The organism is Pedobacter nyackensis, assembly GCF_032678475.1.
Lineage (GTDB): Bacteria > Bacteroidota > Bacteroidia > Sphingobacteriales > Sphingobacteriaceae > Pedobacter > Pedobacter nyackensis_A.
In genome coordinates this window covers 69,113-83,645 of sequence record NZ_JAVTSF010000010.1, presented here as the reverse complement: position 1 = coordinate 83,645, position 14,533 = coordinate 69,113, and the positions used below count along the sequence as shown (strand labels likewise).

15 protein-coding genes and 2 tRNA genes are annotated in these 14,533 nt (G+C 38.1%); all 17 read left to right on the top strand.

Annotated elements, in window-relative coordinates:
- Positions 1 to 3: 3 nt before the first annotated feature.
- The 17 genes from R2Q84_RS24180 to R2Q84_RS24100 all read left to right on the top strand — a co-directional run bounded on the left by R2Q84_RS24180 (position 4) and on the right by R2Q84_RS24100 (position 14,387).
- A tRNA-Lys gene (locus R2Q84_RS24180) sits at positions 4 to 76 on the top strand.
- 473 nt (positions 77 to 549) lie between these two features.
- On the top strand, positions 550 to 693 hold the full coding sequence (locus R2Q84_RS24175) for a hypothetical protein (RefSeq protein WP_316819180.1): 144 nt from the start codon (positions 550 to 552) through the stop codon (positions 691 to 693).
- 228 nt (positions 694 to 921) lie between these two features.
- The gene (locus R2Q84_RS24170) at positions 922 to 1,251 is read left to right on the top strand and encodes a hypothetical protein (protein WP_316819179.1); all 330 of its coding nucleotides are present in this window, start codon (positions 922 to 924) and stop codon (positions 1,249 to 1,251) included.
- A 51-nt stretch (positions 1,252 to 1,302) separates the two neighbouring features.
- Entirely contained in the window at positions 1,303 to 1,626 is a 324-nt protein-coding gene (locus R2Q84_RS24165; protein ID WP_316819178.1) for a hypothetical protein, read from the top strand.
- A 99-nt stretch (positions 1,627 to 1,725) separates the two neighbouring features.
- Positions 1,726 to 2,571: a GLPGLI family protein gene (locus R2Q84_RS24160; protein ID WP_316819177.1), complete on the top strand. Its 846-nt coding sequence runs from the start codon at positions 1,726 to 1,728 to the stop codon at positions 2,569 to 2,571.
- Positions 2,572 to 2,584: 13 nt separating this feature from the next.
- Positions 2,585 to 5,260, top strand: a complete 2,676-nt coding sequence (locus R2Q84_RS24155; protein ID WP_316819176.1) for a carboxypeptidase-like regulatory domain-containing protein — start codon at positions 2,585 to 2,587, stop codon at positions 5,258 to 5,260.
- 63 nt (positions 5,261 to 5,323) lie between these two features.
- Positions 5,324 to 6,010: a TetR/AcrR family transcriptional regulator gene (locus R2Q84_RS24150; protein ID WP_316819175.1), complete on the top strand. Its 687-nt coding sequence runs from the start codon at positions 5,324 to 5,326 to the stop codon at positions 6,008 to 6,010.
- 124 nt (positions 6,011 to 6,134) lie between these two features.
- Positions 6,135 to 6,686 (top strand): Crp/Fnr family transcriptional regulator, encoded by a 552-nt coding sequence (locus R2Q84_RS24145; RefSeq protein WP_316819174.1) that lies wholly within the window; start codon positions 6,135 to 6,137, stop codon positions 6,684 to 6,686.
- Positions 6,687 to 6,759: 73 nt separating this feature from the next.
- Positions 6,760 to 7,290: a YceI family protein gene (locus R2Q84_RS24140; RefSeq protein WP_316819173.1), complete on the top strand. Its 531-nt coding sequence runs from the start codon at positions 6,760 to 6,762 to the stop codon at positions 7,288 to 7,290.
- A 12-nt stretch (positions 7,291 to 7,302) separates the two neighbouring features.
- The gene (locus tag R2Q84_RS24135) at positions 7,303 to 7,698 is read left to right on the top strand and encodes a hypothetical protein (protein ID WP_316819172.1); all 396 of its coding nucleotides are present in this window, start codon (positions 7,303 to 7,305) and stop codon (positions 7,696 to 7,698) included.
- Positions 7,699 to 8,035: 337 nt separating this feature from the next.
- Positions 8,036 to 9,589, top strand: coding sequence for a S41 family peptidase (locus R2Q84_RS24130; protein ID WP_316819171.1), 1,554 nt, complete (start codon positions 8,036 to 8,038; stop codon positions 9,587 to 9,589).
- Positions 9,590 to 9,605: 16 nt separating this feature from the next.
- Positions 9,606 to 10,799 (top strand): purine nucleoside transporter PunC, encoded by a 1,194-nt coding sequence (punC, locus tag R2Q84_RS24125; protein WP_316819170.1) that lies wholly within the window; start codon positions 9,606 to 9,608, stop codon positions 10,797 to 10,799.
- Between the two features lie 300 nt (positions 10,800 to 11,099).
- Entirely contained in the window at positions 11,100 to 11,420 is a 321-nt protein-coding gene (locus tag R2Q84_RS24120; protein WP_316819169.1) for a hypothetical protein, read from the top strand.
- 146 nt (positions 11,421 to 11,566) lie between these two features.
- Positions 11,567 to 11,639 (top strand) — tRNA-Lys (locus R2Q84_RS24115).
- Between the two features lie 421 nt (positions 11,640 to 12,060).
- Positions 12,061 to 12,801 (top strand): hypothetical protein, encoded by a 741-nt coding sequence (locus R2Q84_RS24110; protein ID WP_316819168.1) that lies wholly within the window; start codon positions 12,061 to 12,063, stop codon positions 12,799 to 12,801.
- Positions 12,798 to 13,322 carry a hypothetical protein gene (locus R2Q84_RS24105; protein ID WP_316819167.1) on the top strand — a complete coding sequence of 175 codons (525 nt, stop codon included), beginning with the start codon at positions 12,798 to 12,800 and terminating at the stop codon, positions 13,320 to 13,322. Before R2Q84_RS24110 ends, R2Q84_RS24105 begins: the two co-directional genes overlap by 4 nt.
- 3 nt (positions 13,323 to 13,325) lie before the next feature.
- Positions 13,326 to 14,387 (top strand): hypothetical protein, encoded by a 1,062-nt coding sequence (locus R2Q84_RS24100; RefSeq protein WP_316819166.1) that lies wholly within the window; start codon positions 13,326 to 13,328, stop codon positions 14,385 to 14,387.
- The last annotated feature ends 146 nt before the right edge of the window (positions 14,388 to 14,533 follow it).

The following is a 14,533-nucleotide window of genomic DNA, read 5'->3' as shown; positions in this document are numbered from 1 at the left end:
AATGATTCCGTAGCTCAGCTGGTAGAGCATTACACTTTTAATGTAGTGGTCCTGGGTTCGAATCCCAGCGGGATCACTGAAAAGCCACCATAAGGGTGGCTTTTTGCGTTAGGATTGGATTCGAACAGGAGGGGAGGCCGGGTTCGAACTTTCTCTTGAGCGGGTATGTGTTTGGTTTGGAGCGAGCGAAAAATCCCAGCGGGATCACAGAGAATAGTATTTTAAACGTATAAAAGACTGAAAATCAAATGATTGTGAGTTTTTTGTTTTTGCGACAGACCGCAAAATATTCATCACATATAAAAGGTGAGTGATTCGGTGAGTAATTTGAGGTTTTGTTTTACTCACCGAACGATAGATAATTATCTGTTTTTCAGAGCTTACAAAAGCTGGGCAACTTGGCGGATTTAGACTGCAAGGCTAACTTTGTTAACCTTAAATTAGTTGATTATGAAAACTAATTTCAGCCTGCTATTCTACATGAAGAAACAAAAAAACTGCCTCAGCCCCTGACTACATGAATACCCCTTTCTTTTACGGTCAGGTGACGTGGCTTACCATAAATCGGCATCCGACCTGAGCAACCTGACAAACATTAAAGACATCGCCCCATTAGTAGAGTTTTTGGTAACCGATCGTTGGTGGATTGTAAGTCAGGCTATTTTTGCTAAGGGTGGTTATACAGCAAGGTAATTCCAGCTCATAATTGTAGTATCCTGGGGAAAATCCTAAGTAACGATCCCAGCAGAGATCTATACTCTTGCCGGGATTTTTTTAGTTTTTTTTTGTATGTTAATTCTCACTAGTGAGAATTAATTTTGAATTATTGGGAATTGAATTTACATTTGTGCCATTGAATACAGCAATGTCATTCTCTTATGTTCTGACCCATTTCAATTATCTATCAAAAACAAAAAAAACATGAAGAAATTATTTATCGCATTGGTTTGTACAGTGATCGGATTTAGCGCTTATGCTAATGGTACAAACCCAAAGGAAGCTGCTCCTGCAGTAACAAAAACAGAAGTGCGCACAGTTCCTAACGAAAACAACGGCAAGCCGCTTGAAAACGAAACTGAAAAAGGGACGCTTCGTCGCCGTCAGATGGCTTTTACCTTCTATGATGGCTGCGGTACGCAGATGACTGTCTGGGTATCTGGTGGCAGCTCATCAACCGATGCCGATTTGTACGGAACAGCTTATACATATGCGGAAGGTACACTTACCGGAAGCGGATGTTTCCCAAGATAGGGGATGCTTTCCGGTGTAAAAAACAATCATTTATCTATTAAAATCAGAATTATGAAATATCTATTTATAGCATTAATATGCTCATTTATGGCAGTTGGTGCATATGCCAATGGCCTGACTCCAAAAGAAGGTGCTGCCGTGGTAACAAAAGCAGAGGTGAAAAAGGCTGCAAACCTGAACAAAAGAGATGCAAAAACAGTTGAAACTGAAAAAACAGCCTTCCGCAGGCAAAAAGCTTTTTATTTTTATGACAGCTGCGGGCAGATGTTAACAGTTTGGGTATCTGCGGGAAATTCCGTTTCCGACGCTTCAATGGCACAAACAGCTTATAACTATGCCGGCGGCTATGCCAATGCAGGTGGCGGCTGTTTCTAATTAAGCCTTCGTCAGGACATACAGAGAACAGACTTTCTTTTATTTCAGAATACCCCGGGTATTGCCCGGGGTTTATTTATAAATCGTTAACTAAGATATATGCCTTACTACCTTAAGCTTTTTGTATCTGTATTGCTGTTGTGCAGCTTTTATTCTTTCAGCTACAAAAACAAAAAAACAACCGATGCTTCCTCAGGACTTGCCATCTATCATTTTTTTCACATCCGTGATACCACCAATACAGGCCGAATCTGGGAGGAAGATTTCCAAATGGCGTTCAGCACGCATAGAAGCTTTTATACCAGCTATACCAAACAAATTCAGGATTCCATTCTGAAATCAAAAATTGAAGCCGCCGCCAGCGCTGGCAGCAACCAGGTAAATATGGGCCTTTTCATCCCTTCAACTGCTGAAAATATCATCACATCAGCAAGTGAAAAAACAGTTTATGTAAATAAGGTTTTCAGTGAAAACAATTACCTGATCAAAGAGGTAATGGAGAAAACTAACTGGAAAATTGAAAAAGAGACTAAAACACTACTGGGGTATACTTGCCAGATGGCTACCGGAGTCTGTAAGGGCCGGAAATATACAGCCTGGTTTACAACCGATATACCTGTCAGCTTTGGTCCCTGGAAACTGCAGGGCCTGCCGGGACTGATTATGGAGGCCTATGATGACAACCAGAGGATCAGATTTACGTGTACCAGGCTAATATTGGGCAGCCCACTTCCCGCGAATATTTCCCTGCAATTACCTTCAGATGCCATTGTTACCAGCCATTCAGATTACAACAGGATGGAAAAAGCCTATAAAGAAAGCCTGGGTGTGGGTGGATATACCGGGACTGAAACATCGATAGATAAAGTAACGGTGTTGGGCGAACCTCAGGAAAAGGCCCCTAAAAAGTTTATGGTAAATTATCCGCTGGAATTGGCAAACTAAACCGGTTATCGTTTTGTCCATAAAACGCCTGTTTTTAATTTTTTACCTGCTGTTTTCCGCCTCCCAGTTATCAGCCCAGACCAGTATCAGTGGTCTGGTAAAAGACAGCATCGGAGATCCGGTTGAAGGTGCATCTGTAACCATTGTGGACAAAGACGGTGCTGGCATTGTATTTGAAAAAACCGATCATAAAGGTGTTTTTAAGTGCAGATTTCAAAATACCAGCGCGCAGTTTTCCATTAAAATAACGGCCCTGGGTTATCAGCAATCTATTGTACCGTTTGCCGGAAGCACGGATGAAAGGTATGTAATTATTTTAAAAAAGATAGTTAGGCAATTGCAGGAGGTAGTCATTAAATCCGACAGCAAAATATCGTTGTCAAGCGATACCTTAAAATACAATGTAAAAGCATTTGCCGATAAAAATGATCGTGTTATTGCCGATTTAATCGGTCGGCTGCCCGGTATACAGGTTGATGAAAAAGGTGCCATCAGTTACAATGGAAAGCGCATCAACAATGTGTATATTGATGGGGACAATCTTTTAAGTGGTAGATATAGGCTTGCAACCAATAATGTACCTGTTGGCGCTGTAGCGCAGGTACAGGTAATAGAGCGCGACCAGCCGGTAAAGGCCTTAAATGGTTATGTGGTTGCCAATAATGTTTCATTAAACCTTAAGCTAACTGACAGCGCCCGTACCATGTCTATCAATACAGGGCATATTGGCCTGGGCAATAAAGCTTACCATGCAGAGCTGAACAACCTTATTTTTCAGCAAAAGCTGAAGGGCATTAATAATCTCAAAACAAATAATATTGGTGAGAACCTGGAAATTGAAAATGCCGATATCGGGCTGTCGGGGAATGTTAGTGAAATGAATTTAAGGAGCCCGAGACCTTACCTTTCTATGCAGAACGAAACCCTGCCTGCTATTGCAGAGCAATATTATTTAATGAATAATGACAATGCAGCAAACATCAACACCTTATTCAAATTTAAAACGGACTGGTCGATGCGTTTAAATGTCGCCACACTTCAGCTCAAACGTAAAAACAGGTATTACAACCGGCTGAATTATTTTCTGCCCGGTGCTGATACAATAAGTTATGATGAAGCACAAAACAGCACATTTAAGCTAAACCACTGGCAGGTTCAGGCCCAGGTCGAGAAAAACAGCAATTCAATATATTTAAGGTCGGTTACCAGAATTGATATTCCAAAGTGGGACAGAATTGGGAATACGGCTCAGAACGGACAGGGTTTTAAACAAAATCAGCCTTCCTCTTATTCGTCCCTAAGTAACGAGACTAATCTGATTAAGGCCTTGGGTGTAAGCAATATACTTCAGTACAACTCCCTACTGCAGTATTACAAACTTAATGAAGCTTTGACCATTCTGTCCGGGATACAGGAAAACATTGTTAATGACAGTATAGGGTACCTTAAGTTAGATCAGCATGCGCGTACCCGGAATATCTTTATTAACCAATCGGTAACTTACAAAACAAAATTTGACCAGTTTATCCTTTCTGCTTCCTTCGGTCTCCTCTATGAACGGAATAAGCTAAATTCAGTTCTGTATAAAACAGACAGCAGTATGGTGATAAGTTCTGTAGGGAACCAGTTTAATAATGATGTCGTATTTAGCAATCTTGGTTTTTTCGGTAAGGTCTCTGCTATTTATCTCTTTGAAAAAAGATCGTCGGTTAGCATAGAAGCAAGCCCGACTTACAGCTTTATTCATTATACCGGCCAAAAAAAGGCTGCGTCTGGCAAAAATGCCTGGTTTCTGCCCAATCCAATAGTTGAGTTCCGCAAAAGAACAGGCAATTATGCAGAAACGAATTTCAGGTATTCCAGGCAGACGGAATTTGGTCAGGTCAATGATATTTATCAGGGAACCATGCTGGTGAACTACAGGCAGTTTAACTTTAATGATGCCCCCTTGCCAAAAACAAACATCAATTCAATGGGGCTAAGGTATGCATACAGAAAACCCTTAAAAATGTTTTTTTACAACCTGAATTTCAACTTTGATCAGACAAAACAAAACTTTATCAATACGTATACGCTTGATAGCGGCCTTACAAAATCGGTAGCCATTGATTTTAAGAACAGGACCGACAGGTACGCCCTAAGTGCGAACCTTTCCAAATATCTATTCTTTCTTTCTACCAATGTCTCGGCCTCCGGTAACCTGAGTCTGCAAAAAGGTAATAGTTTTTACAATGGACAGATTTCGCCATACCATTCTTATGTCGTCAGCTTTTCGGGTACGGCCAGAAGAAAAGTATTCAGTAAAGCAACAGTCTCAGTTACTGCAGAGACCGGAAAATTTATAAACGAACAAAAAATATCCGGCAGCGCTGTAACTAAAAATGCTACAGACTTAAAAAAAATAAAAGTTGAGTGGCAGCACAATTTAACAACGCAGTTGTTGTTCGGTGTAAGCTATAAATTCAGTTGGTATAAACAATCTTTACAAAACCCGGTAGCCAATTATTTTATAGACCTTAACCTAAAATATACCCCTGCAAAATGGAAGAGCTATTTTGAGTTAAATGGCATCAATCTGATCAACCAGGCAGTATACAAACAGATCGTTTTCAATTCAAATCAGCTGTCAGTATTCCAGATGCCACTCAGGGCAAGGACGGTTCTTTTAAAATACGCTTTTTCTTTTTGATGGCCGGATAAGTTGAATTTATCGGTAAAAAGTTAGAACTTGCGAGAGCCTCAAAAATGCAAAATGATGTCAAAAAGTAAGAAAACGGAAACCGAAAACCCAAAATCCAGAAAAGTAGCTTCAGGACCGCTCAGGGAGAAGGCCCGCTCCATGAAAAAACTGGTAAACGCCGTAGGGAAAGTATTGCAGAAGCATAGCTATCCGGGACTCACCGCGGTTAACATCGCCAATGAGGCAGGCCTGAACAGGAAATTGATCTATACCTATTTCGGTACGCTCGATAACCTGATAGAAACCTATATCATGGAGAAGGATTTCTGGAAATCAGGGGCAAAGAAAATGCTCAGTAATTTAATGGTAAATCCGGATAGTCTTGGAAAATTAATGGTAAATACAGTATTGCAGGCCCAGTTTGATACCTTGTTGAATGACAAAGCCCAGCAAAAGATACTCCATTGGGGATTGGCAGGGAAGGATAAAATGCTGCGTAAGATGGCGGATCAGCGGGAGGCTACAGGTGATGGTTTGCTTGATATTTTAGACAAGGATTTTGAGCAGTCCGGGGTTGATATCCGGGCTTTTTTAGCATTGCATATTGCGGGTATCTATTACCTGTCTCTGCACGCAAAATCCAATGGTAGTACTTTTTGCGGTATTGACATCAATGATGCCAAAGGAAAAGCACGCATTTCAAAAGCCATTCAGCATAATGTCGAAACAGTTTATAAGGCCGCAGGGATTGACAAATAAGTTTGTCTATAGCTTCTTCAGATTTTTGAACCTTGAACACTATTCTACTTAAAAGAATTTGACTTTTTGATTAAGTTTGTTCATCATTTTCTTATAAAATGATATGTAAATAAACTGAATCTGCATGGTGTCTGGAAAAGAAGAAATTAGTAGTCTAAACGAAGTCAGTTCTCTGTTTGCCGTCAAAAGATTTCCGAAAGGAAGCATTCTCTTGCAGCAATCGGAAAAATGTCAATATTGCTATCAGGTTCGCTCCGGATGCCTGAGAAGCTTTGTGATCGACTCTTCTGCAAAAGAGCATGTCATACAATTTGCTCCAGAGAATTGGTTAATTACTGATATGAATTCTTTTCTCAATGATGTCACCTCTGTTGTGAATATTGACGTAATCGAAGACAGCGAGGTAATTGTGTATGATAAACGCGCGCTCGGCTATCTCGAAAGACTGTCAAAAGAAATTTTGCTTAGCGAAATAACGCGGCTTCATAAAAATGTAATTTCTCATCACAATCGCATTATCTCTTTATTGAGATCAACCGGTGAAGAGCGTTATATGTCCTTTATCGATACCTACCCGTCACTTTACTCTCGTTTACCATTAAAGCAAATTGCATCCTATCTTGGAATAACTCCCGAATATCTAAGCAGAATCAGAAAGAAATTGGTACAAAAGTAATTTCTTAAACTACATCAATTTATATGTGCGTTTGTATTCAGATTATTGCACTAAATCTTAAATACAAAAAGCAATGAGAAAAATAAGCTTAATAGCAATTACCATGGTTGTATTCGCTACTTCTGCATTTGCGCTTGTAAGCGCTTTAAACTGGCAGATAAAGGAAAATGCCTATTCAGTAAAATTTAGCACATCGAGAGCAGAAGGCGTTATAAAAGGACTGGTGGGGAGTATTGAATTTGATGAAAAAAATCTCTCCGTATCTAATTTTGATGTGACTGTTGATGTAACAAGCCTCAATACAGGTAATGGACTTAAGAATAGGCATGCAAAAGGAGAGAAATTTCTGAATGCATCAAAGTATCCGATAATTCACTTTAAATCTTCACAAATTACTCAGAATTCAACAGGTTATATCGCAAAGGGTAAATTGACAATAAAGGATATAAGTCAGGATGTGTCTATTCCTTTTACTTTCAGCAAGACAGGCAATGAAGCTGTTTTCTCGGGAGATTTCGTGATCAATAGAAAAGATTTTAAACTAGATTTCAAGGGTATAGGAGAAGTAATCAGAATAGAACTTTTAATACCTGTAAGTAAGTAAATCATGAATTGGATGCGTTTTTTTATTCACGGAGGAACTGCTAGTTCCCTATCTGTTGCAGCTTGTGTTATTTATAAAGAAATATATACAAAGACTTTCGACATAGATTTTACATCTGTTTTAAATATTAAGGGAATGTTTGGAGCGAGCGTACTTGGCTGTATGCTGATAGCATTGGGATATGCATTGCTGAACAAATGGGGACAACAAAAATGGATAGGGTTCTTCAATATAATAGTAACAGTCTTATCGTTTACCAGTATGATCACTCCACTTGCAGTTACTTTGCCATTGGATATATTAAGTCCGGAATTATTTCCTGGACTTGCTATTCCAATGCATTTTTTCCCAGTTTTAGCTTTTTATACTATTCTACCTTTTTTTGAAAGAAAAAAAGCAACCAGTTGAATCCGGTTTTTGGAAATTATCCAGTAAATAGTCTAAAGATCAGGACTAAAAAAATGCAATGCGGAGATATTCCTTGATCTTTAAAGGCAACGGATAAATTCGATTATTTAAATTTTAGTCATGTTTATCCTCTATTAGCAGTATAGTATGGCTGCGCACCGCAATGCCAGGTTTTAGTTGTTGTGGGCTAAGACAATGACGCAGCCCAGCCATATTCCTTATATTCTGTTTTTGTTATATGTTTCCGTGTTGTTTCCTGTTTAAACCGTTTTTTCATATCTAATAGTTTTTATGGATATTCGTTGTATTATATTAAAGAAATAAAATGTACAAATAGATGAAAAAAATACTGTTTTTAATCCTAATGGTACATCAGGCATGGGCTCAGTCGCCTGCAAATTCATCTTTAAAGACTAAGCAAGTACCAGACAGTCTGTCTATTTATAATAGAATGCTTAATCCGAGCGAGATGACGGAGGATTTAAATTTGTTTCTCGATATACAAAAAAAAGCCAATTCTGGTCTATATCGTTACCGCAGTCAAAAGCAGATCGATAGCATCTACAAATGGGCTTTTAGGCGGGCGTATCAACCTATGTCTAAAATTGACTTTTATAAGATTATTTTGCAATTAATTGATTTTGAGGGTAGCTGCCATAACTACAGTGAGCCAGACGCGGGCCTTGTCGGGTATTTCAATAAACAACGTGGTTTTTTCCCCTTTGCACTTAAGTATATCGAGGGAAATATGATTTTCAATAGTAAAACTGCTAAAATTCCTGTAGGATCACGTGTAATAAGCATCAATAACGTTGCCGATAAAGTCCTGATGCAGTCTTTTTTCAAATATGCTACGGCTGACGGCTTTACTCAAACGCAGAAATTATCTAGCAGCGTAGACAGAAGTTATGGATTGCGTTACCTGTTTGAGTACGGAATCAAAGATAGTTTTACCATACGTTTTTTAGCTCCGGGTGCTACTCAACCACAGACTGTAACGGTACCTGCTGTGTCTCTGGAGGAGAGGAAAGCCAATTTAGTATTGAAACATAGTGCACCTATAGATAGTGTGGTTGATTATATGGTACAGCCCAAGTATAGTTTTAAGATGGTGAATCCCACGACTGGTTTACTAAACCTACGCATATTCTCTATGGCCTCCGGACCAGACGATCCTGCATTTCCGGTATATGTGGCATTTGTAGACAGCGTATTCCGGACGCTCAGCAAAAATAATATATCCAATCTCATCCTTGATATACGAGGTAATCCGGGAGGTAGTGATCCGAATTTTGAGCAACCAATGATGTACTTGACAGATTCAAGCTTTAAGGAAAATACATTGGCTTATACGATATTTGATAATGGTATTCCACACGAAAAATATTTTTGGGGTATTTCTACTGCAGAACGAATGGATTCTGTAGCTAAAGCTGAGGGGAAGCTTATGTTGAAAGATTATTTCCCGACATTGCGAAACGGAAGGAATATGCAGAATGTTAAGTATAACCCGGTGTATTATCCTAAGCAACCTGGTTTCAAAGGACAATTGTATTTACTTATTGATGAAAATGTCGCATCTGCTGCATCACATCTGGCTTCTCTGGTAAAAGCCTATGCACGTAATGTTAAAATTGTTGGAGTCGAAACTGTTGGTGGATATTACGCACACAATGGCCATATGTCACTGATATACGAGTTGCCTCATTCAAGAATCAAAACGAAATTTTCTATTGTTTACGTAGATCAGGATGCCCCGGTAAAGCCGGATCAACCAATAGGGCGAGGCATTATTCCAGATTATACGGTATGGCCAACTTTCAGTGATTTTATGCAAAATAAGGATACTCAGATGGAGTATGTTCTTAAATTGATCGCAGATAAATCTTGACTATCTTTGCGCCATCATGAAAAATGGCATCACCTCAAATCATAAAAAAAATAGTTTTCTCTTTTTAGTTTACTTAGCCGGATTAAGTATCATTGGTTTTCTGGCGACAGATATGTATTTACCCGCATTTGATAAAATGCGCATAGATTTGAATGCCTCCAAAAGTAGTATAAGTGCAACGATGAGTTTGTTTTTAGCAGGCTATGCCATTGCTCAGCTATTATGGGGACCTGTATCGGATAAAATTGGTAGGCCCAAAACAGTCCTTGTAGGATTAAGCATTTTTACGGTTGCCTCATTAGGGATTTATTTTACAGAAAGTGTAGGTGTTTTATTGTTGTTAAGAGTGGTGCAAGCGATAGGTGTTTGTGCAGCTGCTGTATGTTGGCAGGCATTGGTGGTGGAACGCTATCCAAGGGAAGAAACAAACAGGATATTCGCGACCATTATGCCATTAGTGGCATTGTCGCCAGCCTTGGCACCGGTAATGGGCGCTTTCTTACTTAATTATTTTGGGTGGAGGTCTATATTTATAGCATTAGCTTTAATCACTGTTTTACTCATTTTATATACTTTAACCATAAAGGATGATAAAACTAATCATGTCCAAAATGACAAATTAGTCGATGCTACATCTGATAGAACTTATTCATCACTTTTAAAATCAAAAAGATACTTAGGTAACGTATTAATCTATGCGCTTTGCTCAGCGGCCTTTTTTGCCTGGCTTACCGGTTCCCCTTTCTTTTTAAAAGAACTGGGGTATAATGAAAGTGAAATAGGATTTAGTTTTTTTCCGCAAACTATAGCATTTTTGGTAGGTGGATATGGGTATAGAAGTTTGTCAAGTAAAGTAGATGGGAAAAGTTTATTGCCAATTTTGCTTATTGTATACTCGATAAGTACAATTGCACTTTATTTAATTACGATTTCAATTACGCCTACATTAACCATATTATTGATGCCATTTTGCTTAATGGCTTTGGTTAATGGTGCATGTTATCCAATAGTTGTTGCAGAAGCAATGAAGACTTCTCCTCATAACCCCGGAAAGGCCGCTGCCATGCAAAATACGGTTCAGTTGGGGATTTGTTTTTTTGCAAGTGCTATTGTTTCGTTGTTTTCAAAAGATGCTTTGCTTACAACTACGCTTGTAATGACCTGTACTATTCCCTTTGTTTATATAGGATATCGTTTAAGTTTAAAGTAATAAGTTGTTCACGAAATGATTGTTACGATATTACGATAAGCGTAATTCTATGGAACTATAGCATACTGGGTTTTTAGTTAAATGTCGTATATTGAATACCATATGAAAAAGAAGTCTGTTTTAAATTTTGCGATAGGTTTGCTGGAGGTTTTAGGTATTTTGATAATTTATATTGGTGTTTCCGGATCCAAAATCATATGGCCGCCGGTTATTACAGGGGTAGGTTTTTTGGTGATAGGTTGGGTTATTTATTTGTTAAAGGAATAGATTAAACTGCAAAAGCAGTATATTCGCCGAAATATGGGGTACGCAAAAGAAAGAGGGAAGCTTGAGAAGCTTTCCACAAAAGTTACTGGTCTGAAAATTTACGATGATAAAAATCTTGCCATTATTACAGATATCTATGAGCAATATTCGCATACAGTAAGGATATTAAAAAATAAGGCTACTGATATCTTCGGTGGACTTTATGAAAATGACCTGCAGAAGGTAAAAGAATGTAAAAGAACACTTAAAGCGAGTGAGGACGATGACAGTCGCCAGAATAGTTTCATTAAATATAGAGATACACTCGCAGATGCTTTGGAGAGAACAATCCTGGCTACAAAAGAGACTTTATAACTTTTTGTGCTGTGAATGTGCTGATTTATTTAATCTATAAATCAGTGGATTAAGCAAAAACTTTCTGTTAAGTTGAAATTAATCTATTGTTAAGCTATTAAATACGCATAAAATTTATACTTTTGCATTCCTTCAAAAAAGGGAATGATTCCGTAGCTCAGCTGGTAGAGCATTACACTTTTAATGTAGTGGTCCTGGGTTCGAATCCCAGCGGGATCACAGAAAAGCCACCAAAAAGGTGGCTTTTTGCATTTATATTGGATTCGAACAGAAGCGCAGGCCGGGTTCGGACTTTCTCTTGAGCGGGTACGTGTTTGGTTTGGAGCGAGCGAAAAATCCCTGTGGGATCTCATCACCGGAGTAAAATTTCTTTAAAAAATTTTACTCCGGTTTTTTTATGTCTTAACCTGATGTTAGCGTGGAAGATAATGGGGTAGCCTGAATTCTTGTAGGGAAGGAAATTTAAGCATAGATTTTAGATAGCCTGACTAGGCGTATTGATCATTATAAAAGGGTGTGTTTCAGAAAATATGACTCATATTGTTTATACGGGTTGGCAAGAGTTTTGATATGATTTCCAGAGGAGAAGAAGGTGCATCCTTTTGGATTGGAAAGGTTTTTAAAGAAAACAATTAACTAGATGATGATAGAAATACGAAAATGCTTGTCACAGATATTAATATTCTTCTTTCTCTTGTTTACATCTGACTTATGTTCTTTTGCGCAAACTAAAAATGAGGTGGCTGTTGGCTATCCGGAAACTTATGAGAAATTACCAAAACTTTCATTTACGACAAGCAGTTTCCGAGAGTACGATCAATGTACGACGATGGTGTATATGGTAAAACCTAAATTAAGAGCCTCAAAAACACATTATGTTATCCCTACAAAGGGGAAGCAGTTTAACTTCAGAAAATATAAGGATTATGATGGTAGCGATGGTTTTCGCGGATATGAATTTCTAGGTTTCTATCCACAGTTAAAAATGTTTGCAGTTACTGAGAGTTCGACCGCCGAACATTTAGGATTTAGCAGTCTGGTGTTAATTGATAGTTTAACCTCGTACAAATATCATCTTGTATCAATTGGTGATGGGGCAGTAGAGGCCCCAATACCTTCGGTTCAAGGTAAATATTTAGTTTATTTTTATAATTGGCCTTATGAAGACAATAGTTGCTTTATTGGATTGTTAAAAGTTAACCAGCGTTCAAAACCAGATAAAATGCTAGCCGAAAAGGCTAGCTGTGATACAAAAAAATGGGCTGTAGAAAGTATTAAATGGTTGGATGATGAAACTTTTTATGTTAAGGTATTTACCGTAAAGGCACATCAACGACAAGGGAGTAAATTTTATCAATATCTTAAAGGAAAAATAGAATGAGGGGACTGATTATACTATCTGTGTTGTTGTTTTCCGGTTGTGTTTCCTTAAAGCAGACCAAACAGGTTGGCATTAAAAAAGTCAGTAAATTAAGTGCCTTTGATGGTGTTTATGAAAATACTGTAGCGGAAAAAGAGGCTTCTCAATTTTCGACATTTTGGCAACAGTTGAAGCTTAGTGACGATTTGGATTCGCTGAATTTAAATATGGCAAGAATAGAGATTACAGCATTGAGTGAGACCCGGATCAGGGCTATTCTGCTACAGGGAAATGAAAAAAAGAAAGAGTTGATATGGAGTGGTAAATTGAAGAATAATTATTTTGTATCCAGAAACCAGCGTACAATGATACCTATACCACTTATTTACGGTGAGTTTAAAAATAATCAATTTCAATTTGCCTTGACTGAAGACAACAGTTTGCTTGTTGATCGGCTTGAAAACCAATGGGGCTGGGTATTTTTATTTTTAGCGAATAAAGATAGCACCCGAAGTTTTGAATATAAAAAGTTCGATAAATAAAAAATGATGAAAATAAAGGCAAGTCTATCTTTTCTTTTAACTGTTATTGGCCTACAAAACTGTAAAACGCCAAATGATATTTCTTTACCACAAGAGTTTAACCAGTATGTCGCGCTTGACACTAAATTTACTTCTGATAAATATGAATTGGTTTTGTTAGCTGAAAGTGAGAATTATGGTATACCACATCCTATACGCTTATTCTACAGTAGTAAAGATCAGGTTTTGTTAGAAGTCAGTCGTGATGAGTATTCCTCAAAAGAAGGATATCATTATTATAAATTAGATAGAAATGCCAATATTATCGATAGCCTTTATGTACCTCTTGCAGGAGGAGAAAGAACTGCTTTTATAGGGGATTACACGGTGCACATCACCAGTGAGGGCTATAGCGATTATACAACCTGGCCCTTGAATGGAGACAAAAGACCGAAAAAAATAGAAGTTTTGAATGAGGGGTTGACCTGGAATGAACAAAAGATAAATCAGCAAACTGAGGAAATTATCGCTGAGGCCACCTATTATTTTTATGATATCCTGTATCAGCAGGATTCAGAAAATGCAGACTGGTGCATCAAAAGACTTTTCTTTTGTCAGCATGGAAAATGGCAGGTTTTATACAAAAAGCAGCTTAAAACCAGCTTTATGAGTATTGATGAGTCTGAAAGCTATTACCGTTATCGGGAGAATTTCTTTTTAAGTTCAAATGATCGGAAGCCTGATGTGGTAGAAAATTTCAGTTTAAAATATTTTGATAAGCAGCGGAAAATAAAATATGAGCATGCTATTGGTGGAGGCTCCCAAAGCTTTTCTCAAAAAGGGTGGGAAGGTACGGGATACTTCGATGTACCATTGCTTGGTGATACACTTAAAATTAAGAAACAGGATTTGATTGTGGAGCAAGGTAAATCTGGCGATTCAAAAAGCAGATATTACCTCAGTAAGGGAAAGGGACAGTCTGTAGTCCCTTTCAATCTGAATATATTTTCCAGCTCCCGTTTAAATTATGCCCTTTATTCCACTAGTGCTTACCATGTTTATGCCATTAGAAAAAAGGATTTATAGTTCATTCACTCCATTCTCCAGCAAACTTCAAAGTAAAAATGACTGATCCTATCCTGGCGATTTTCTTCAAATTATCAATGAATTATTTGAGTTCAGTGCTAAGGGGGCACAAAATGCGCCTTTTGTGTTTAAAATAGCTTTAAAAA

Excerpts from the sequence above, each read along its gene's own strand:
- R2Q84_RS24170 (WP_316819179.1), top strand. The coding sequence starts at position 922 with ATGAAGAAATTATTTATCGCATTGGTTTGTACAGTGATCGGATTTAGC.
- R2Q84_RS24165 (WP_316819178.1), top strand. The coding sequence starts at position 1,303 with ATGAAATATCTATTTATAGCATTAATATGCTCATTTATGGCAGTTGGT.
- R2Q84_RS24160 (WP_316819177.1), top strand. The coding sequence starts at position 1,726 with ATGCCTTACTACCTTAAGCTTTTTGTATCTGTATTGCTGTTGTGCAGC.
- R2Q84_RS24150 (WP_316819175.1), top strand. The coding sequence starts at position 5,324 with ATGATGTCAAAAAGTAAGAAAACGGAAACCGAAAACCCAAAATCCAGA.
- R2Q84_RS24145 (WP_316819174.1), top strand. The coding sequence starts at position 6,135 with ATGGTGTCTGGAAAAGAAGAAATTAGTAGTCTAAACGAAGTCAGTTCT.
- R2Q84_RS24140 (WP_316819173.1), top strand. The coding sequence starts at position 6,760 with ATGAGAAAAATAAGCTTAATAGCAATTACCATGGTTGTATTCGCTACT.
- R2Q84_RS24135 (WP_316819172.1), top strand. The coding sequence starts at position 7,303 with ATGCGTTTTTTTATTCACGGAGGAACTGCTAGTTCCCTATCTGTTGCA.
- R2Q84_RS24130 (WP_316819171.1), top strand. The coding sequence starts at position 8,036 with ATGAAAAAAATACTGTTTTTAATCCTAATGGTACATCAGGCATGGGCT.
- punC (WP_316819170.1), top strand. The coding sequence starts at position 9,606 with ATGAAAAATGGCATCACCTCAAATCATAAAAAAAATAGTTTTCTCTTT.
- R2Q84_RS24120 (WP_316819169.1), top strand. The coding sequence starts at position 11,100 with ATGGGGTACGCAAAAGAAAGAGGGAAGCTTGAGAAGCTTTCCACAAAA.
- R2Q84_RS24110 (WP_316819168.1), top strand. The coding sequence starts at position 12,061 with ATGATGATAGAAATACGAAAATGCTTGTCACAGATATTAATATTCTTC.
- R2Q84_RS24105 (WP_316819167.1), top strand. The coding sequence starts at position 12,798 with ATGAGGGGACTGATTATACTATCTGTGTTGTTGTTTTCCGGTTGTGTT.
- R2Q84_RS24100 (WP_316819166.1), top strand. The coding sequence starts at position 13,326 with ATGATGAAAATAAAGGCAAGTCTATCTTTTCTTTTAACTGTTATTGGC.